The 18008-nt window shown below is 60.0% G+C and carries 18 protein-coding genes; 9 read left to right on the forward strand and 9 right to left on the reverse strand.

The window, feature by feature from the left end; translation table 11 throughout:
• Nucleotides 1-28: 28 nt before the first annotated feature.
• The 8 genes from lpdA to mdh form a co-directional block, all read right to left on the reverse strand.
• The gene (gene lpdA, locus WNE31_RS08530) at nucleotides 29-1423 is read right to left on the reverse strand and encodes a dihydrolipoyl dehydrogenase (protein WP_349979312.1); all 1395 of its coding nucleotides are present in this window, start codon (nucleotides 1421-1423) and stop codon (nucleotides 29-31) included.
• A 69-nt stretch (nucleotides 1424-1492) separates the two neighbouring features.
• Nucleotides 1493-1762 carry a hypothetical protein gene (locus WNE31_RS08535; RefSeq protein ID WP_349979313.1) on the reverse strand — a complete coding sequence of 90 codons (270 nt, stop codon included), beginning with the start codon at nucleotides 1760-1762 and terminating at the stop codon, nucleotides 1493-1495.
• Between the two features lie 181 nt (nucleotides 1763-1943).
• On the reverse strand, nucleotides 1944-3437 hold the full coding sequence (gene odhB / locus WNE31_RS08540) for a 2-oxoglutarate dehydrogenase complex dihydrolipoyllysine-residue succinyltransferase (protein WP_349979314.1): 1494 nt from the start codon (nucleotides 3435-3437) through the stop codon (nucleotides 1944-1946).
• Nucleotides 3438-3440: 3 nt separating this feature from the next.
• Nucleotides 3441-6401 (reverse strand): 2-oxoglutarate dehydrogenase E1 component, encoded by a 2961-nt coding sequence (locus tag WNE31_RS08545; RefSeq protein WP_349979315.1) that lies wholly within the window; start codon nucleotides 6399-6401, stop codon nucleotides 3441-3443.
• Nucleotides 6398-7108 carry a sulfotransferase family 2 domain-containing protein gene (locus WNE31_RS08550; protein ID WP_349979316.1) on the reverse strand — a complete coding sequence of 237 codons (711 nt, stop codon included), beginning with the start codon at nucleotides 7106-7108 and terminating at the stop codon, nucleotides 6398-6400. The genes WNE31_RS08545 and WNE31_RS08550 overlap by 4 nt, the downstream gene beginning before the upstream one ends.
• Nucleotides 7109-7286: 178 nt before the next feature.
• Nucleotides 7287-8168, reverse strand: coding sequence for a succinate--CoA ligase subunit alpha (gene sucD / locus WNE31_RS08555; RefSeq protein ID WP_349979317.1), 882 nt, complete (start codon nucleotides 8166-8168; stop codon nucleotides 7287-7289).
• A 4-nt stretch (nucleotides 8169-8172) separates the two neighbouring features.
• Complete coding sequence (gene sucC, locus WNE31_RS08560; protein ID WP_349979318.1) at nucleotides 8173-9366, reverse strand: ADP-forming succinate--CoA ligase subunit beta; 1194 nt, start codon at nucleotides 9364-9366, stop codon at nucleotides 8173-8175.
• Nucleotides 9367-9678: 312 nt separating this feature from the next.
• Nucleotides 9679-10641, reverse strand: coding sequence for a malate dehydrogenase (mdh, locus tag WNE31_RS08565; protein WP_349979319.1), 963 nt, complete (start codon nucleotides 10639-10641; stop codon nucleotides 9679-9681).
• Nucleotides 10642-10848: 207 nt separating this feature from the next.
• Between mdh and WNE31_RS08570 the strand changes: the two genes are divergently transcribed.
• Nucleotides 10849-11058, forward strand: a complete 210-nt coding sequence (locus WNE31_RS08570) for a hypothetical protein (RefSeq protein WP_349979320.1) — start codon at nucleotides 10849-10851, stop codon at nucleotides 11056-11058.
• Between the two features lie 45 nt (nucleotides 11059-11103).
• Complete coding sequence (locus WNE31_RS08575; RefSeq protein WP_349979321.1) at nucleotides 11104-11844, forward strand: sulfite exporter TauE/SafE family protein; 741 nt, start codon at nucleotides 11104-11106, stop codon at nucleotides 11842-11844.
• A gap of 8 nt (nucleotides 11845-11852) precedes the next feature.
• On the opposite strand, the gene WNE31_RS08580 is transcribed toward WNE31_RS08575, so the two are convergent.
• A complete protein-coding gene (locus tag WNE31_RS08580; protein ID WP_349979322.1) occupies nucleotides 11853-12164 on the reverse strand; it encodes a hypothetical protein in 312 nt (103 codons plus the stop codon).
• A gap of 183 nt (nucleotides 12165-12347) precedes the next feature.
• Here WNE31_RS08580 and WNE31_RS08585 point away from each other — a divergent pair, with 183 nt between their 5' ends.
• The 7 genes from WNE31_RS08585 (at nucleotide 12348) to sdhA (ending at nucleotide 17965) form a co-directional block, all read left to right on the forward strand.
• Nucleotides 12348-13202, forward strand: a complete 855-nt coding sequence (locus tag WNE31_RS08585) for an HpcH/HpaI aldolase/citrate lyase family protein (protein WP_349979323.1) — start codon at nucleotides 12348-12350, stop codon at nucleotides 13200-13202.
• 33 nt (nucleotides 13203-13235) lie between these two features.
• Nucleotides 13236-13784, forward strand: coding sequence for an NnrU family protein (locus tag WNE31_RS08590; RefSeq protein ID WP_349979324.1), 549 nt, complete (start codon nucleotides 13236-13238; stop codon nucleotides 13782-13784).
• Between the two features lie 4 nt (nucleotides 13785-13788).
• Complete coding sequence (locus WNE31_RS08595) at nucleotides 13789-13992, forward strand: DUF1737 domain-containing protein (protein WP_349979325.1); 204 nt, start codon at nucleotides 13789-13791, stop codon at nucleotides 13990-13992.
• On the forward strand, nucleotides 13992-15023 hold the full coding sequence (locus WNE31_RS08600) for a MaoC family dehydratase (protein WP_349979326.1): 1032 nt from the start codon (nucleotides 13992-13994) through the stop codon (nucleotides 15021-15023). Before WNE31_RS08595 ends, WNE31_RS08600 begins: the two co-directional genes overlap by 1 nt.
• Before the next feature lie 351 nt (nucleotides 15024-15374).
• The gene (gene sdhC / locus WNE31_RS08605) at nucleotides 15375-15758 is read left to right on the forward strand and encodes a succinate dehydrogenase, cytochrome b556 subunit (protein WP_349979327.1); all 384 of its coding nucleotides are present in this window, start codon (nucleotides 15375-15377) and stop codon (nucleotides 15756-15758) included.
• 14 nt (nucleotides 15759-15772) lie between these two features.
• Nucleotides 15773-16144 (forward strand): succinate dehydrogenase, hydrophobic membrane anchor protein, encoded by a 372-nt coding sequence (gene sdhD / locus WNE31_RS08610; RefSeq protein WP_349979328.1) that lies wholly within the window; start codon nucleotides 15773-15775, stop codon nucleotides 16142-16144.
• Nucleotides 16145-16159: 15 nt separating this feature from the next.
• Nucleotides 16160-17965 (forward strand): succinate dehydrogenase flavoprotein subunit, encoded by a 1806-nt coding sequence (gene sdhA / locus WNE31_RS08615; protein WP_349979329.1) that lies wholly within the window; start codon nucleotides 16160-16162, stop codon nucleotides 17963-17965.
• The last annotated feature ends 43 nt before the right edge of the window (nucleotides 17966-18008 follow it).

Here is an 18008-nt window from a genome sequence, read left to right on the forward strand (position 1 = left end):
CGCCCTCTTGTTTTGTCATGTCGGGCGATCAGGCGTGGATCGGGCCGTCGCCGCAGGCCAGAGCCGCCTCGCGCACTGCTTCCGAATAGGTCGGGTGGGCGTGGCAGGTCAGGGCGATATCCTGCGCCGAGGCGCCGAATTCCATCGCAACACAAATCTCGTGGATCATGTCACCCGCCGATGGGCCGATGATCGCGGCACCCAGCACGCGGTCGGTTTCGGCGTCCACGATGATCTTGGCAAAGCCATCGGCCTGATGCACGGCCTTGGCGCGGGCGTTGCCCATGAACGAGAACTTGCCGACCTTGAATTTGCGGCCTTCGGCCTTGAGCGCGGCCTCGGTGGCGCCGACGGTGGCGACTTCGGGGGCGGTGTAGACTACGCCCGGGATCACACCATAGTTCACGTGGCCATGGTTGCCTGCCAGCACGTCTGCGACCGCCATACCTTCGTCTTCGGCCTTGTGCGCCAGCATCGGGCCTTCGATCACGTCGCCAATGGCGTAGATGCCGGGCACGTTGGTGGCCCAGTGCGCATCGACCGCAACCTGACCGCGTTCGGTCATTTTCACGCCCAGCTTGTCAAGGCCCAGACCCTCGGCATAGGGCTTGCGGCCCGTGGCCACCAGAACGACATCTGCGTCGATGGTTGCGTCGTCGCCGCCTTTCTTGGGTTGATAGGTGACCTTGGCTTTGGTCTTGGACGCTTCGACACCCTGAACGGCGGCGCCCATGATGAATTTCAGACCCTGCTTTTCAAGGATTTTCTTGAAGGTCCGCTGCACGTCGGCATCCATGCCGGGGCAGACCGCATCCATGTATTCCACCACGGTGACCTCGGTGCCAAGACGCGCATAGACCGAGCCCAGTTCGAGGCCGATCACGCCTGCACCGATGACGACCATCTTCTTCGGCACCTTCGGCAGTTCCAGCGCACCGGTCGAGTCCACGACGATGCCCTTGCCATTGTCGACTTCGACACCGGGCAGCGACGACGGGACCGAGCCCGACGCGATCACGATGTTCTTGGTGTCATAGGTGGTGTCGCCCACCTTGACCTTGCCCGCGGCCTCGATCGAGCCATAGCCCTTGAGCCAGTCGATCTTGTTCTTCTTGAACAGGAATTCGATGCCGCCGGTGTTCTGGCCGATAACGTCATCCTTGTAGGATTTCATCTGTTTCCAGTCGACCGAAGGCGATTTGCCCTTGAGGCCCATCGAGGCAAAGTTGTGCTCGGCCTCGTGCAGGAGATGCGAAGCGTGCAACAGTGCCTTGGAGGGGATACAGCCCACGTTCAGACAGGTGCCACCCAAGGTTTCGCGGCCCTCGACCACGGCGGTTTTGAGGCCCAGCTGGGCGCAGCGGATGGCGGAGACATAGCCGCCGGGGCCTGCACCGATGATGATGACGTCATATTGAGACATGGGGTGTTTCCTCCTTCGGCCCCATGGAACGGTCACGGGGCTGTGGTCCTTTGATTTGTGGGTCTGCCGTCAGGCAGGGGTCAGCATTTTGACCGTGACATGGGTGATCCCGTCGCGCTCCATATGCATGGCCAGTTCCTCGGACCCGAAAAAGGCGCGTGCCTTTTCAAGATCGGCCACGGCGAACAGGGCGACAGCATGGTTTTCCTTGTCCGGATCGCTCCAGACATTCAGATCGACGATGCCGGATGCCTTGCGGTTCTTGGCGTCTGCTTTAAATACGCTCAGCCATACGTCAAAATCCGCAACGTCGGCCTGCCAGAGAATGTGGGTTGCCATTTTTTCAGCTTCCTAAGTTTCAAGTGAGACGAGACTGCGCCGTTTTGCAACAAAGCGCCTTGATCCCTCTCAAGTCTGGCAATCGGAACAAGAAAATTCGCGAGGGGTGGTGTGGAGATGCACGGCAGAATACCCGCCGTGCAAGGTTTTCGTCGGCTGGGGCAGTGACGCCCCGCCGGAATTACAGGTCCATCAGCAGGCGACGGGGATCTTCCAGCGCCTCTTTCACGCGGACGAGGAAGGTCACGGCGCCTTTGCCGTCTACGATGCGGTGGTCATAGGACAGGGCCAGGTACATCATCGGGCGGATCTTGATTTCGCCGTTGATGACCATCGGGCGGTCCTGGATCTTGTGCATGCCGAGGATGCCCGACTGCGGGGGGTTCAGGATCGGCGAGGACATCAGCGAACCGTAGACACCACCGTTCGAGATGGTGAAAGTGCCGCCCTGCATTTCTGCCATGGACAGTTTGCCATCACGGGCGCGGCGGCCTTTTTCAGCAATCGCGCCTTCGATTTCCGCGAACGACATCTTGTCGGCGTCACGGATGACCGGCACAACCAGACCCTGCGGGGTGCCGGCGGCGATGCCCATGTGGACATAGTTCTTGTACACGATGTCGGTGCCGTCGATTTCCGCGTTCACTTCGGGCACTTCTTTCAGGGCATGACAGCACGCCTTGGTGAAGAAGGACATAAAGCCCAGACGGACGCCGTGTTTCTTTTCGAACTGGTCCTTGTAGGTTTTGCGCAGCGCCATGCACTCGGTCATGTCCACCTCGTTATAGGTGGTCAAGATCGCGGCGGTGTTTTGCGCGTCTTTCAGGCGCTTGGCGATGGTCTGGCGCAGGCGGGTCATTTTCACGCGCTCTTCGCGCACGGCGTCTTCGGCGACCGATGGGGTGCGCGGTGCGGCGGCCGGGGCCGGAGCAGGCGTGGCAGCGGGGGCCAGAGCGGCCTTGAGCACGTCTTCCTTCATGATGCGACCATCGCGGCCCGAGCCCTGCACATTGGCCGCGTCGATGCCTTTTTCCGCCATCAGTTTGTTGGCCGACGGGGCGTTTTCAACGTCTTTGCCACCAGCGGCAGGCGCGGCAGCCGGGGCTGCGGCGGGCGCTGCGGCAACCGCACCCGAGGACGAGATCACGGCCAGCTTGGCGGTGGCGTCCACTGTGTCGCCTTCATTGGCGACGATTTCGGCCAGAACACCAGCGGCGGGCGCGGGCACTTCGACCGAAACCTTGTCGGTTTCCAGTTCGCAGAGCATTTCGTCCTGCGCAACGGTATCACCCACGGCTTTGAACCAGGTCGAAACCGTGGCTTCCGAGACCGATTCACCCAGGCTGGGCACCATCACGTCGATGCTGTCACCGCCTTCTGCGGGGGCTGCAGCAGGTGCGGCTTCGGCGGCAGGGGCTGCCGGGGCAGCCTCGGCACCGTCACCGGCCACGATGGTGGCCAGCAGGGCATCTACACCCACGGTGTCGCCTTCTGCGGCGACGATTTCGCCCATGACGCCAGCGGCCGGGGCCGGTACTTCGACGGTCACCTTGTCGGTTTCCAGCTCGCACAGCATTTCGTCTGCGGCAACGGCATCGCCGGGTTTCTTGAACCAGGTCGCTACGGTGGCTTCGGTGACGCTCTCACCAAGGGTCGGGACGCGAACTTCGGTCATGGCTTAGTTTCCTTCCATGGTCAGCGCGGCATTCACCAGCGCCTCTTGTTGTGCTTTGTGTTGGCTTGCCAGACCGGTTGCAGGCGAGGCCGAAGCGGGGCGGCCTGCGTAAACCGGACGGGTGTGTTTGGCTTTGATGCGGGTCAGGGCCCACTCGATATTGGGTTCGATGAACGACCATGCGCCCTGGTTCTTGGGCTCTTCCTGGCACCAGACCATCTCGGCCCCTTTGAAGCGATCCAGCTCTTTGATGAGCGAATGCGCCGGGAACGGATAGTATTGCTCGACGCGCAGAAGATAGATGTCGTCGATCCCGCGCTTGTCGCGTTCTTCCAGCAGGTCGAAATAGACCTTGCCGGAACACATGACGACGCGCTTGATGTCCTTGTCCGCCTTCAGCTTGGTGTCGGAATGGCCCTTCTCGGCGTCATCCCACAGCACGCGGTGGAACGAAGACCCGTTGGTAAAGTCCTCGGCATCCGAAATGCAGAGCTTGTGACGCAGCAGCGATTTCGGCGTCATCAGGATCAGCGGCTTACGGAAGCTGCGATGGATCTGGCGGCGCAGGATGTGGAAATAGTTCGCCGGGGTCGAGCAGTTCGCCACGATCCAGTTGTCCCCACCGCACATCTGCAAGAAGCGTTCCAGGCGGGCCGACGAGTGTTCGGGGCCCTGGCCCTCGAAACCGTGCGGCAGCAGAACCACGAGGCCCGACATCCGCAGCCATTTCGATTCACCTGAGCTGATGAACTGGTCGAACATGATCTGCGCGCCGTTGGCAAAATCGCCGAACTGGGCTTCCCACAGGGTCAGCGCGTTCGGTTCGGCCAGCGAGTAGCCATATTCAAAGCCCAGTACCGCGTATTCCGACAGGGCCGAGTCGATGACTTCGTACTGGGCCTGACCGGCGCGGATGTTGTTCAGCGGGTAATAGCGTTCTTCGGTGTTCTGGTTCACGATGCCAGAATGACGCTGCGAGAAGGTGCCGCGCGTGGCGTCCTGACCGGCAAGACGGACCGGATAGCCTTCGCTTAGCAGCGATCCAAAGGCCAGCGCCTCGGCGGTGGCCCAGTCAAAGCCCTTACCGCTTTCGAACATCTTGGTCTTGGCATCCAGAAGGCGCCCCACGGTTTTGTGGATCGGGAACCCTTCGGGCACGGTGCAAAGCGATTTGCCGACTTCTTTCAGGGTCTCGTCCTTGATCGAGGTCTGGCCACGCTGATAGTCGCCGTCTTCACGATCCAGACCCGACCAGCGCCCGTCCAGCCAGTCGGCCTTGTTGGGTTTGTATTCCTTGCCAGCTTCGAACTCGTCGTTCAGTTGGGCCTGGAACGCGGCCTTCATGTCTTCGATTTCGCCTTCGGGGATCAGGCCGTCCTTGACCAGACGCTCGGTATAAAGCGACAGCGTGGTCTTGTGTCCTTTGATCTTCTTGTACATCACCGGGTTGGTGAACATCGGCTCGTCGCCTTCGTTGTGACCGAAGCGGCGATAGCAGAAGATATCCAGAACCACGTCCTTGTGGAACTTCTGGCGGAACTCAGTGGCCACCTTGGCGGCGTGCACCACGGCCTCGGGGTCGTCCCCGTTCACGTGGAAGATCGGCGCCTCGACGACCAGCGCGTTGTCCGTCGGATAGGGGGACGAGCGCGAGAAATGCGGCGCGGTGGTAAAGCCGATCTGGTTGTTCACGACGATATGCATGGTGCCGCCGGTTTTGTGACCGCGCAGACCCGACAGGGCGAAACACTCGGCCACGACACCCTGACCGGCAAAGGCCGCGTCGCCGTGCAGCAGCACTGGCAGAACCTGATGGCGGTCATGGTCGTTCAGCTGATCCTGCTTGGCGCGGACCTTGCCCAGAACAACCGGGTTCACAGCCTCGAGGTGCGAGGGGTTCGCGGTCAGCGACAGGTGCACGGTGTTGCCGTCAAATTCGCGGTCCGACGACGCGCCGAGGTGATATTTCACGTCGCCCGATCCGTCCACGTCCTCGGGCTTGAACGAGCCGCCCTGGAATTCGTTGAAGATCGCGCGATAGGGCTTCTGCATCACGTTGGCCAGAACCGACAGGCGGCCACGGTGGGGCATGCCGATAACGATTTCCTTAAGGCCAAGGTTGCCGCCGCGCTTGATGATCTGCTCCATCGCAGGGATGAGGCTTTCGCCGCCGTCCAGACCAAACCGCTTGGTGCCCATGTATTTGACGTGCAGGAACTTTTCGAAACCTTCGGCCTCGACCAGCTTGTTCAGGATTGCCTTGCGGCCTTCGCGGGTGAACTGGATTTCCTTGCCAAAGCCCTCGATCCGCTCTTTCAGCCAGCTGGCTTCTTCGGGGTTCGAGATGTGCATGTATTGCAGCGCGAAGGTGCCGCAATAGGTGCGCTTTACGATATCGACGATCTGGCGCATGGTGGCGATGTCGAGGCCCAGAACCTTGTCGATGAAAATCGGACGGTCCATGTCGGCATCGGTAAAGCCATAGGATTTCGGGTCCAGCTCGGGGTGCGGAGTTTGGTCACGCATCCCCAGCGGATCAAGATCGGCCACCAGGTGCCCACGAATACGATAGGCCCGGATCAGCATCAGCGCGCGGATCGAGTCCAGCACGGCCTGGCGGACCTGCGCGTCGGTGACTTCCACACCTTTTTCTGCGGCTTTCGCCTTGATCTTGTCGCCTGCGGCCTTGGCTTCAACGGGTTCGGCCCATTCGCCGGTCAGCGCGCCGGTCAGGTCGTCATTGGGTTGCGGCGGCCAGTCGGCGCGCAGCCACGAGGGGCCTTGTGCTTCGGCTTTGACATCCAGTTCGGCATCGCCCAGCTGGCGGAAGAAATCCTGCCACGCTTCGTCAACCGCATTGGGGTCGGATGCATAGCGGGCGTACATCTGTTCGAGATATTCCGCATTGTGCCCCTGCATGAAGGACGAGGCGTGGAAAATGTCGTTCGGAGATTGGTCGTTCATTGGACAGACTCTTCGGTTGGAAGCGGGGCTGAGGTTGCAGCGCCAGAGCCATCTGCACCGGAAGACCGGAGCGGATAGCCGAAACGTGTGTAATCCTCGGCATAGGTTTCCTCGATCAGCGCGAGGAATTCGGGAGACAGGCCATCGGCGGGGTCACGGCGTTTGCCAGTGCTGCCTTTGGCCCGTGCGTTGTGTGTCTTGACCGTGCGGGGGCCGTTCGGGGCGCCTTCGATCGCGTCAAGATAGTCGACGACACCGTCCAGACCGTCCTCAAGCCGGAACACGCGGGCGTCGGGCGGGACAATATGTGTCTGGGGAACCAGGTGGTTGTCGTCGAAAAAGGCGTTCTGCTTGATCCCGGCAAGGCGCAGTTTGAACCAGTCTTCAAAGGTTCGGTCCTCGGGGATGCTTTTCAGGGCCTCTTTCTGGAAATGATAGGCGCTTTTCAGGCGGGCGAGGGGGTCGCGGACGACCGCAAAGGAACTCTCGATCCAGTCGCGCGGGAAAAGCTGATAGAGATTGCGCCAGCGGATGTGCTGGGGCGAGGTGCGGGTCCAGCGCTGGTTTTCGGGCACGGCGGTGAACTGGCCGTTGAAAAACGCGAGGGGACCAAAGCGGGCCACGAGGTAGTGGTCGACAGACGAACCACCGGCCTTTGGCACGTGTGCGTAATAGTGAATCCTGTCGTTGACCCTAAACAGCGGCATGTCGCGATCCTTTCACGGATTGCCCGTGACATGCAGGGCCGGCGCCGGTCTGGCGCAGAACAGGGGGGTGGTCCACCGAACGCAGAGCGCGGGCATGTGCCGCGCACACGGGAGAGCAAGACGCCCCCGTATGCGCAGGCGCTGCCGACCATGCATATGCCCGGTGAACCATCATATCTTAGCCGATTGCCTTAAGCACGGCTTCGCCCAGACCTGCGGGGCTGTCGGCGACAACGATACCGGCCTCTTTCATGGCTTCGATCTTGTCTTCCGCGCCGCCTTTACCACCGGCAACGATGGCACCGGCGTGACCCATGCGACGGCCCGGAGGCGCCGTACGGCCCGCGATGAAGCCAGCGGTCGGCTTCCAGCGGCCTTTCTTGCGTTCGTTGGCCAGGAATTCAGCGGCTTCTTCTTCCGCCGAGCCGCCGATCTCACCGATCATGATGATCGACTGGGTTTCGTCGTCCGACAGGAACATGTCCAGCACGTCGATATGCTCGGTGCCCTTGATGGGGTCACCACCAATACCAACAGCAGTCGATTGGCCAAGGCCGATGTCAGCAGTCTGTTTCACGGCTTCATAGGTAAGCGTACCCGAGCGCGATACAACACCCACCGAGCCACGCTTGTGAATGTGGCCGGGCATGATGCCGATCTTGCAGGCGTCAGGGGTGATGACACCGGGGCAGTTCGGGCCGATCAGACGCGAGGAAGAGTTTTCCAGCGCGCGCTGTACTTTCATCATGTCGAGGACCGGGATGCCTTCGGTGATGCAGACGATCAGCTCCATTTCCGCGTCGATCGCTTCGAGGATCGAGTCGGCCGCGAAGGGCGGGGGAACATAGATAACGCTGGCGTTGGCTTCGGTTTTCGCCTTGGCGTCGTGGACCGAGTCAAATACCGGCAGGCCAAGATGTTCCATGCCACCTTTGCCGGGGGTCACGCCGCCGACCATTTTGGTGCCATAAGCGATGGCCTGTTCCGAGTGGAAAGTACCCTGCGAGCCGGTGAAGCCTTGGCAGATTACTTTGGTGTTTTCATCAACGAGAATTGCCATGGTCTTAACCTTTCACCGCTTTCACGATTTTTTCTGCGCCGTCCGACAGGTTGTCGGCTGCGATCACGTCCAAACCAGAGTTGTTGATGATCTCTTTACCGGCTTCCACGTTGGTACCTTCGAGACGGACAACCAGCGGAACCTGCAGGCCGACTTCTTTCACGGCTGCCACAACGCCTTCTGCGATGACGTCACAGCGCATGATGCCGCCGAAGATATTGACCAGGATGCCTTTGACGTTGGGGTCAGAGGTGATGATCTTGAACGCTTCGGTCACTTTCTCTTTGGTCGCACCACCGCCCACGTCGAGGAAGTTGGCAGGTTCTGCACCGTAGAGTTTGATGATGTCCATGGTGGCCATCGCGAGACCCGCACCGTTCACCATACAGCCGATTTCACCGTCCAGAGCGATGTAGTTCAGGTCGTATTTCGACGCTTCCAGCTCTTTGGGGTCTTCTTCGGTGGTGTCGCGCAGTTCGGCGATATCCGGGTGACGGTAAACCGCGTTGCCGTCAAAGCCGACTTTGGCGTCCAGCAGTTTCAGGTTGCCATCGGGCATGACGATCAGCGGGTTGATTTCCAGCATCTCCATATCCTTCTCGATGAAGGCTTTGTAGAGATTGGCCAGCAGGGCAACGCACTGTTTAACTTGTGCGCCTTCCAGACCCAGCGAGAACGCAACGCGGCGGCCGTGGTAGGGCATGTAACCGGTGGCCGGGTCGATCGAGAAGGACAGGATTTTTTCCGGGGTCGAGGCAGCGACTTCTTCGATGTCCATGCCGCCTTCGGTCGAGGCCACGATCGACACGCGCGAGGTCTGACGGTCGACGAGGAACGCGAGATACAGTTCGCGTTCGATGTCCGAGCCCGCTTCGATGTAGATGCGGTTGACCTGTTTGCCCACGGGGCCGGTCTGGTGCGTCACAAGGGTGCGGCCCAGCATTTTCTTGGCTTCTTCGGCGGCTTCTTCCACCGACTTGGCCAGGCGGACACCGCCCTTTTCGCCAGCGTCCGCTTCAACGAAGGAACCCTTGCCGCGACCACCTGCGTGGATCTGTGCCTTGACGACCCAGAGGGGTCCGTCCAGTTCACCGGCTGCAGTTTTGGCATCCTCGGCCTTCAGGACAACACGTCCGTCCGAAACCGGGGCACCGTAGGAGCGAAGCAATGCCTTCGCCTGATATTCATGGATGTTCATGGAACTGTCCCATCTTGCTACGATTGCAGGACGTATTGGCACAGGTTTCGTAGGCCGCTAAGCACTTTTTTCCATACTGCGGCGTTTTGGACCGATTTTTCAAGGTTTGTGATCACACCCTGAAAATTAGTGATCACAAATGCGGGCGGAATACACATTCGAAGGAATCAATCCGAGTTTCCGCTTTGTTTTTAGGGATATTGCGCAAGCCGCGTAAAAGGCAAAGGTCGCGCGTGGGATTTGTCGCGGTTTCCCAAAAAAGAAGGGCCGGAGCCTGCGCTCCAGCCCTTCACAATCTCTGTCTTGCCGGATTTAGGCCAGCGAGCCGTCGATGCCTTTGCAGGCGTCAACCAGACCCTGAACCGCCTTGACCGACACGTCGAACATCTCTTGCTCTTCCTTGTTGAGCTTGATGTTGACGATCTTTTCAACGCCACCAGCGCCGATCACGGTGGGCACGCCGACATACATGTCTTTCACGCCCAGATCGCCGTCACAGTAGGCCGCGCAAGGCAGAACGCGTTTCTGGTCTTTGAGATAGGCTTCTGCCATTTCGATGGCCGAGGCTGCCGGAGCGTAGAAGGCCGAACCGGTTTTCAGCAGGCCAACGATTTCCGCGCCACCGTCACGGGTGCGCTGCACCATGGCGTCCAGTTTCTCTTGCGTGGTCCAGCCCATTTCGATCAGGTCGGGCAGCGGGATGCCAGCAACGGTCGAGTAACGCACCGAAGGCACCATCGTGTCGCCGTGACCGCCCAGAACAAAGGCGGTGACGTCGCGCATCGAGACGTTGAATTCTTCGGCGAGGAAGTGACGGAAGCGAGCGGAGTCCAGAACGCCAGCCATGCCGCAGACCTTGTTCGCGGGCAGGCCCGAGAATTTCTGCAGAGCCCAGACCATGGCGTCCAGCGGGTTGGTGATGCAGATCACGAACGCGTCCGGCGCGTGGTCGCGGATGCCTTCGCCAACCGATTTCATGACTTTCAGGTTGATGCCCAGCAGGTCGTCACGGCTCATGCCGGGTTTGCGGGCCACACCGGCGGTCACGATGCAGACGTCTGCGCCGGCGATGTCGGCATAGTCGCTGGTGCCCGACATGGCGGCGTCGATTTTTTCGACGGGGCCGGATTCTGCGATGTCCAGCGCCTTGCCCTGCGGCAGGCCGTCAGCGATGTCGAACAGAACAACGTCGCCGAGTTCTTTGAGGGCTGCGAGGTGGGCAAGCGTGCCGCCGATGTTACCTGCGCCGATAAGGGCAATCTTGGGTCTGGCCATTGGATTTCTCTCCGAGTCCGGTTGAATGATCGCGGGTGGCTTAGGCGCAAATTCCTTTCAAGGCAAGTGTGTGCAGGCGCGGCGAAGCGTTGCACTCGGTGTTTTCAGGCCAATATCCCTTTGGACTCCAATGGGCTAAGTGTCTTGCCGGATATCCGGGCAGCGGCTAGAAAGTTGAAAACACTTCAAGGCAGGAGACCCGACATCATGGAATCAACGGCAAAGATTTTCGCAGCATTGGCAGTGGCGGGCCTTCTGGTCAGCGCATGTGGCAATGGCGGCAACACCACCAACAACGTGACCACGACAACGGTCGGGGAAGAACTGGCCTCGCTTGAAAAGGCCTATGGCGAAGGCCTGTTGACCGAGAAGGAATACGAGGCACAGCGCAAGAAGATCCTTGACCGCAAAAAGTGATAGGCGTGACGTGCGGGGAATTGCGCGCCGCGAGCGGCTGAGGGCATGATCGACAGTTTCGGTCTGTTCGCACTTGCGACGCTTGCCGCCATGTTCGCGGGTATTTCAAAGGGCGGCTTTGGATCTGGGGCCGCCTTTGCCAGTTCGGCCATTCTGGCGCTGGTCCTGCCGCCTGCGCAGGCGCTGGGGTTGATGCTGCCGTTGCTGATGCTGATCGACGTGGTGTCCCTGCCGCATTATTGGGGCCGGTGGAGTGCGCCGGATGCACGCGTCCTGCTGATCGGGGCGCTGCCGGGCGTGGCCCTCGGGGCGGCCCTGTTCCATTATGCAAGTGATGATGCGCTGCGCTTTCTGATCGGCAGTGTGGCGTTGGGATTTGTGGTCTGGCAGCTCTGGCCCCGCAAGACGACCCGCGCGGCCATGCCGGTTTGGGTCGGTGGGATCGCGGGGCTGGTGGCGGGGTTTACCAGCTTTGTCAGCCATGCCGGCGGCCCGCCGGTGGCAGTGTACCTGTTATCGCGCAAGGTTGAAAAGACCACCTATCAGGCCACAACCGTCCTGATTTTCTGGATCATCAATATCGCCAAGGCCGTGCCTTATGCGTTTCTGGGTGCCTTTACATGGGAAGTGTTGAAAGCCGATCTCTGGCTGGCCCCCTTTGCCATTCTGGGAACATGGATCGGTGTCAAAGCGCATCACATGGTGTCCGAGCGCCTGTTCTTCGGGCTGACCTATGTGTTGCTGGCGGTGACGGGCGCCAAGCTGATCTGGGACGCGTTGGTCTGAAGTGACCGTCAGGCGGGATCACCGGGCGCAGGTGCAGTTTGCGCGATGTTTTCAAACGCCTGCCCCGCAGCAAGGATACAGGTCGATCCGTCCGGAAAGGTCATGGTCAGGGTCCAACTGCCTGCCTCGGACGCGAACCATTCGACAAAGCTGTTGTTCGCGCCAAGCCCGATCGCCTGCCGGGTTTCGCCGTACCCGTCTTGCAAGCGGTGCAGCACGATCTCGCGCGGGGCGCAGACCGCCTGTTGCGCGCTGATCTGATCGGCGGCCAGTGCCATCAGGCCGAATCCCATGGTTGCCTTGAGAAAGGAAGTTCTCATCTGAATGCCTCGCATTTGAAGGACCTATACGGGCCGGTTTCACAGCATCAGCCTGCCGCCAGACCGGGCAATTTGCCGTTAACGCAGCGTTCGCAGCAATTTCTTCTGCGTTGCGGCAAATTCATCCTTGAACTTTTCGGCAATTGGTGGGCATTTTCGCGCAACTTTATTTCGGAGAGACTCATGGATCAGCGCGCACGCCCCTATCGTTCGGTACTCTATATCCCCGGTTCCAAGGAACGGGCCCTTGAAAAGGCCAAGACCCTGCCAGTCGATGCCATCATCTTTGACCTCGAAGATGCCGTGGCAGTCGATGAGAAGGAAAACGCCCGCGGCATTCTGAAGGATGCGCTGGCGGCGGGTGGCTATGGTCAGCGGATGCGCATTGTGCGGATCAACGGGCTGGATACCCAGTGGGGCGAGGCAGATGCCAAGGCGGCCGCCCAAATGGATTGCGACGCGGTGCTGCTGCCCAAGGTGGAAAGCACCGCGCAGGTGGATGCCCTTGCCGCTCTGGTCGGGGACAAGCCGATCTGGGCCATGATGGAAACGCCGCGCGGGATGCTGAACGCAGCTGAAATCGCAGCACACCCGCAAATGGCCGGTTTCGTGATGGGAACCAATGACCTTGCCAAGGAATTGCAGTGCCGTTTCCGGGCGGACCGCCTGCCTATGCTGACCTCACTTTCGTTGTGCCTGCTGGCCGCCAAGGCCGAGGGCATCGTGATTGTGGATGGGGTTTATAACGCGTTCAAGGATGCCGAGGGTCTGAAGGCCGAATGTGACCAAGGGCGCGACATGGGCATGGACGGCAAAACGCTGATCCACCCGGCGCAGGTCGAAGTGGCCAATGCGGCTTTTGCCCCGACGGAGGCCGAGATCGACCTGGCCCGCCGCCAGATTGCCGCTTTTGAAGAGACCGAAGCCAAAGGTGAAGGCGTGGCCGTCGTGGACGGCAAGATCGTCGAGAACCTGCATGTGGTGACTGCCAAGGAAATTCTCGCGAAAGCGGATGCAATCGCCGCGCTGGAAGGCTAAGACAGGCCCCAAGACCAACAGGGGAGAGATAACATGTTTCTACTGGTTCTTGGGGTGTTGCTTTGGGCCGGAGCCCATTTTTTCAAACGCCTGATGCCGGATGCTCGGGCGAAAACGGGCGACGCCGGCAAAGGCGCTGTGGCACTAGCGATCGTGGCCAGCATCGTGCTGATGGTGATCGGCTATCGCGGTGCCGAGGTGGTCGACCTTTGGTATCCGCCGCTGTGGATGACCCATGTGAACAACTTCCTGGTGCTTGTGGCGATTTTCATGATGAGCCCCGCGCCAAGGAAAGGACGGATCCTGAACGGGATGCGCCATCCCATGCTGGCCGGGTTCAAGGCCTGGGCGATTGCTCACCTTCTGGTAAATGGCGATCTGGCCTCGGTGATCCTGTTTGGCGGGCTGTTCGCCTGGGCGCTGGCCGAGATGATCGTGATCAACAAAGCCGAGCCGAACTGGACCCCCACCGAACGCGGCACCTATGCCAAGGACGGGATGTTCCTGATCGCCTCGCTGATCCTGATGTCGATTATCGGCTATGTCCACTATTGGGTCGGTCCATGGCCTTATCCGGTGTAAGCACATGAAACTTTATAGATTTCTAAGCGAAGAAGACACGTCGGCATTCTGTCACAAGGTGACGGATGCCCTGAACAAGGGGTGGGAGTTGTACGGCTCACCCACCCAGACATTCTGTCATGTCACCGGCGTCATGCGCTGCGGGCAGGCGGTCGTTAAAGAGGTCGAGGGCACCTATACCCCCGACACGAAATTAGGAGAGCACTAATGGCCAAGACCAATCCGGGTCGGTTTTTCGAAGATTACACGCTGGGGCAGGTGATTGAACACGCGGTACCGCGTACGGTATCGGGCGGCGAGCGGGCGCTGTACCACGCGCTTTACCCGGCGCGTCATGCACTCTATTCGTCGGACGCCTTTGCGCAGAACTGCGGCCTGCCCAAGTCGCCGATTGACGATCTGGCAGCGTTCCACGTGGTTTTTGGCAAAACCGTACCGGACGTGTCTTTGAATGCCGTGGCCAACCTTGGCTATGCCGAGGGACGCTGGCTCAAGCCGGTATATGAGGGCGACACGCTGCGCTCGACCTCCGAGGTGATTGGCCTCAAGCAGAATTCGAATGGCAAGACGGGCGTGGTTTACGTGCGCACCCGAGGCATGAACCAGAACGACGAGGTCGTGATGGAATACGTGCGCTGGGTGATGGTGCGCAAACGCGACATCGATGCGCCCGCGCCGGACACGGTTGTACCGGAGCTGTCCAAGGTTATCGACGCCAAGGATCTGGTCATCCCTGAGGGGCTGGATTTCTCGAATTACGACTTCACGCTGGCGGGCGAAGCGCATCGCTGGGGTGACTATGAGATCGGCGAAACCATCGACCATGTCGACGGGGTGACGCTGGAAGAAGCAGAACACATGATGGCGACGCGGCTTTGGCAGAACACTGCCAAGGTGCACTTTGACGCCACCTTCCGCCCGGACGGGCAGCGCCTGATCTATGGCGGCCACATCATTTCGCTCGCGCGGGCGCTGTCTTTCAATGGGCTGGCCAATGCGCAGATGATTGTTGGCCTTAATGGCGGGGCACATGCCAACCCGGCGTTTTCGGGTCTGACCGTCAAGGCATGGTCCGAGGTGCTCGATAAAGCCGAGACCAGCGCGCCGGGCGTCGGGGCAATCCGTTTGCGTCTGGTGGCCACCAAGGGCGGCGCCCCGTTCGAACTGCGCAGCGAAGATGGCAAATACCAGCCCGAGGTTCTGCTGGATCTCGACTATTGGGCGCTGATGCCGATCTAAACTTTTGCCGGAATGATATTCTGAAAAGCGCCCGTTTGTCGGGCGTTTTTTATTCGTCGCCTAGCGTCCGCCACAACTGTCTGAATTTGTGATCACAAATATGGTGAGGTGATTCTGGCGAGAATGGCCGTGGTAAGGTCGCTTGGGTAGGCGATTTGGCCGGTTTAAACGTTTTTTACCTGACAATTTTGCTTTGATTTGAATATGTGATCACTTCTTTTTGCGTGTGATCACAAATGACGAAGAATCTGGGCTGTTGCGCCAAAAAACCGCGCCTTTAGCGCTGTCACAGCCGTGACATGAATCAAAAAATGCGTACTAAGGACGTGAGGGAAACCGAAAGGATTCAAAATGGCTGATGTGAACAGGGGCAACCGCCCACTTTCGCCGCATTTGTCGATTTACCGCCCGCAGCTGACATCTGCGACATCGATTTTTGCACGTATTACCGGCGTCGCCCTTCTTGGGGCTGCCGTTCTTGTCGTCTGGTGGTTCCTGGCCGCCGCGGCCGGGCCCGAGTATTTCGACTTGGTGAACGGGCTGATGACCTCGATCCTCGGGGATCTGGTGATGTTCGCCGCATTGTGGGCGGTTTGCTATCACTTCCTGTCCGGTCTGCGTCACCTTTACTGGGATACAGGCCACGGGCTCGAGATCGAAACCGCCGAGAAACTCGCCAAGGGTGTTGTGGTCGGCTCGTTCGTTCTGACCATCATCATCGCGCTGATCGTCTGAGGGGGGATAGATACATGGCATTCCTGACCGACCGCAAACGCGCCGAATACCGCGGGTCTTCGCGCCACGGCACCGAACATTTCTGGGGGCAGACCATCAGCGCCGTGGGCCTGGCAGTTTTGATCCCGCTGTTCATCTTCACCTTCGGCTCTATCCTTGGCAGCACGTATGAAGAGGTGATTGCCTATTACCAGCGTCCGTTCCCGGCCATCATTGCAGCGATGACCTTCATCGTGTCGATGATCCACTTCCGCCACGGAATCCAGGTGGTGATCGAGGACTATACCCGCGATCTTCAGAAGAAGTTCCTGATCATCCTCTTCACCTGCATCGCATACGCCATTGCGGCTGTCGGGCTGTTCGCCCTGGCCCGCATCGCATTTTAAGACCGGAGCCCGAACATGGCTGCTTACGAATACGAAACACACGAATATGACGTGGTCGTGGTTGGCGCTGGTGGCGCCGGTCTGCGCGCCACGCTGGGTATGGCCGAACAGGGCCTGCGCACCGCTTGCGTAACCAAGGTTTTCCCGACCCGTTCGCACACCGTTGCCGCACAGGGTGGCATCGCTGCGTCGCTGGCCAACATGGGTCCCGACAACTGGCAGTGGCACATGTACGACACCGTCAAGGGGTCGGACTGGCTGGGCGATACCGACGCGATGGAATACCTAGCCCGCGAAGCCCCCAAGGCGGTATACGAGCTGGAGCACTACGGTGTGCCCTTCTCGCGGACCGAAGAAGGCAAGATCTACCAGCGTCCGTTTGGTGGTCACACCACGGAATTCGGTGAAGGCCCCGCTGTACAGCGCACCTGTGCCGCAGCTGACCGGACTGGCCACGCGATCCTGCACACGCTGTATGGCCAGTCGGTCAAGAACAACGCGGAATTCTACATTGAATATTTCGCCATCGACCTGATCATGTCGGAAGACGGTCAATGTCAGGGTGTTGTCTGCTGGAAGCTGGACGACGGCACCATGCACGTCTTCAACGCCAAGATGGTTGTTCTGGCGACCGGCGGCTATGGCCGTGCCTACTTCTCGGCGACCTCGGCACACACCTGCACCGGCGACGGTGGCGGTATGGTGGCCCGCGCGGGACTGGCCCTGCAGGACATGGAATTCGTTCAGTTCCACCCGACCGGCATCTACGGCTCGGGCTGCCTGATCACAGAAGGCGCACGTGGGGAAGGCGGGTATCTGACCAACTCAGAAGGCGAGCGGTTCATGGAGCGTTACGCGCCACAGTACAAGGACCTCGCGCCGCGTGACTATGTTTCGCGCTCGATGACTATGGAAATCCGTGAAGGCCGCGGCGTCGGTGAGCACGGCGACCACATCCACCTGAACCTTAACCACCTGCCAGCCGAAGCTCTGGCCGAGCGCCTGCCGGGCATCTCGGAAAGCGCCAAGATCTTTGCAGGCGTGGACGTCACAAAAGAGCCGATCCCGGTACTGCCGACCGTGCACTACAACATGGGTGGTATTCCAACCAACTATTGGGGCGAAGTTCTGAACCCGACCGCCGAAGATCCAACCGCCGTTGTGCCGGGCCTGATGGCCGTGGGTGAAGCCGGCTGTGCCTCGGTCCACGGTGCGAACCGTCTGGGTTCCAACTCGCTGATCGACCTCGTGGTGTTCGGCCGCGCCGCCGCCATCCGCGCCGGTAAGGTTGTGGATGCCGACAGCGCCAATCCGGTTCTGAACCAGGCATCTGTTGATGCTGCATTTGATCGTTTTGACGCTCTGCGCAACGCCAAGGGCGGCACGCCGACGGCGGAATTGCGCCTGGAAATGCAGCGCACCATGCAAGCCGACGCGGCGGTGTTCCGCACTGACAAGACCCTCAAAGAGGGTGTCGAGAAGATGACCGCCATCGCGGCCAAACTTGACGATCTGCGGGTGACCGATACTTCGCTGGTGTGGAACTCGGATCTGATGGAAACGCTGGAACTGACCAACCTGATGCCCAACGCACTGGCCACCATTCATGGGGCCGAGGCACGCAAGGAATCTCGCGGCGCACATGCCCACGAGGATTACTCCGAGCGTGACGACAAGAACTGGCGCGTGCACACCGTCAGCCGTGTCGACGGCAACAAGGTTGATCTGAGCTATCGTCCGGTTGTGGTGGATCCGCTGACCACCGAAGACGAGGGCGGCATCAACCTCAAAAAGATCGCTCCGAAGGCGCGGACTTTCTGATCATGGCACTTGGTCGACAGCACATTCTGGATAAGGCAGGTTC

The sequence above is a fragment of the Shimia fortis genome (assembly GCF_040225985.1).
Lineage (GTDB): Bacteria > Pseudomonadota > Alphaproteobacteria > Rhodobacterales > Rhodobacteraceae > Shimia.

Excerpts from the sequence above, each read along its gene's own strand:
- WNE31_RS08600 (WP_349979326.1), top strand. The coding sequence starts at position 13,992 with ATGGCCAAGACCAATCCGGGTCGGTTTTTCGAAGATTACACGCTGGGG.
- odhB (WP_349979314.1), bottom strand. The coding sequence starts at position 3,437 with ATGACCGAAGTTCGCGTCCCGACCCTTGGTGAGAGCGTCACCGAAGCC.
- sdhD (WP_349979328.1), top strand. The coding sequence starts at position 15,773 with ATGGCATTCCTGACCGACCGCAAACGCGCCGAATACCGCGGGTCTTCG.
- WNE31_RS08585 (WP_349979323.1), top strand. The coding sequence starts at position 12,348 with ATGGATCAGCGCGCACGCCCCTATCGTTCGGTACTCTATATCCCCGGT.
- WNE31_RS08575 (WP_349979321.1), top strand. The coding sequence starts at position 11,104 with ATGATCGACAGTTTCGGTCTGTTCGCACTTGCGACGCTTGCCGCCATG.
- WNE31_RS08545 (WP_349979315.1), bottom strand. The coding sequence starts at position 6,401 with ATGAACGACCAATCTCCGAACGACATTTTCCACGCCTCGTCCTTCATG.
- WNE31_RS08550 (WP_349979316.1), bottom strand. The coding sequence starts at position 7,108 with ATGCCGCTGTTTAGGGTCAACGACAGGATTCACTATTACGCACACGTG.
- mdh (WP_349979319.1), bottom strand. The coding sequence starts at position 10,641 with ATGGCCAGACCCAAGATTGCCCTTATCGGCGCAGGTAACATCGGCGGC.
- WNE31_RS08595 (WP_349979325.1), top strand. The coding sequence starts at position 13,789 with ATGAAACTTTATAGATTTCTAAGCGAAGAAGACACGTCGGCATTCTGT.
- lpdA (WP_349979312.1), bottom strand. The coding sequence starts at position 1,423 with ATGTCTCAATATGACGTCATCATCATCGGTGCAGGCCCCGGCGGCTAT.
- sucD (WP_349979317.1), bottom strand. The coding sequence starts at position 8,168 with ATGGCAATTCTCGTTGATGAAAACACCAAAGTAATCTGCCAAGGCTTC.
- WNE31_RS08535 (WP_349979313.1), bottom strand. The coding sequence starts at position 1,762 with ATGGCAACCCACATTCTCTGGCAGGCCGACGTTGCGGATTTTGACGTA.
- sdhC (WP_349979327.1), top strand. The coding sequence starts at position 15,375 with ATGGCTGATGTGAACAGGGGCAACCGCCCACTTTCGCCGCATTTGTCG.
- WNE31_RS08580 (WP_349979322.1), bottom strand. The coding sequence starts at position 12,164 with ATGAGAACTTCCTTTCTCAAGGCAACCATGGGATTCGGCCTGATGGCA.
- sucC (WP_349979318.1), bottom strand. The coding sequence starts at position 9,366 with ATGAACATCCATGAATATCAGGCGAAGGCATTGCTTCGCTCCTACGGT.
- sdhA (WP_349979329.1), top strand. The coding sequence starts at position 16,160 with ATGGCTGCTTACGAATACGAAACACACGAATATGACGTGGTCGTGGTT.
- WNE31_RS08570 (WP_349979320.1), top strand. The coding sequence starts at position 10,849 with ATGGAATCAACGGCAAAGATTTTCGCAGCATTGGCAGTGGCGGGCCTT.
- WNE31_RS08590 (WP_349979324.1), top strand. The coding sequence starts at position 13,236 with ATGTTTCTACTGGTTCTTGGGGTGTTGCTTTGGGCCGGAGCCCATTTT.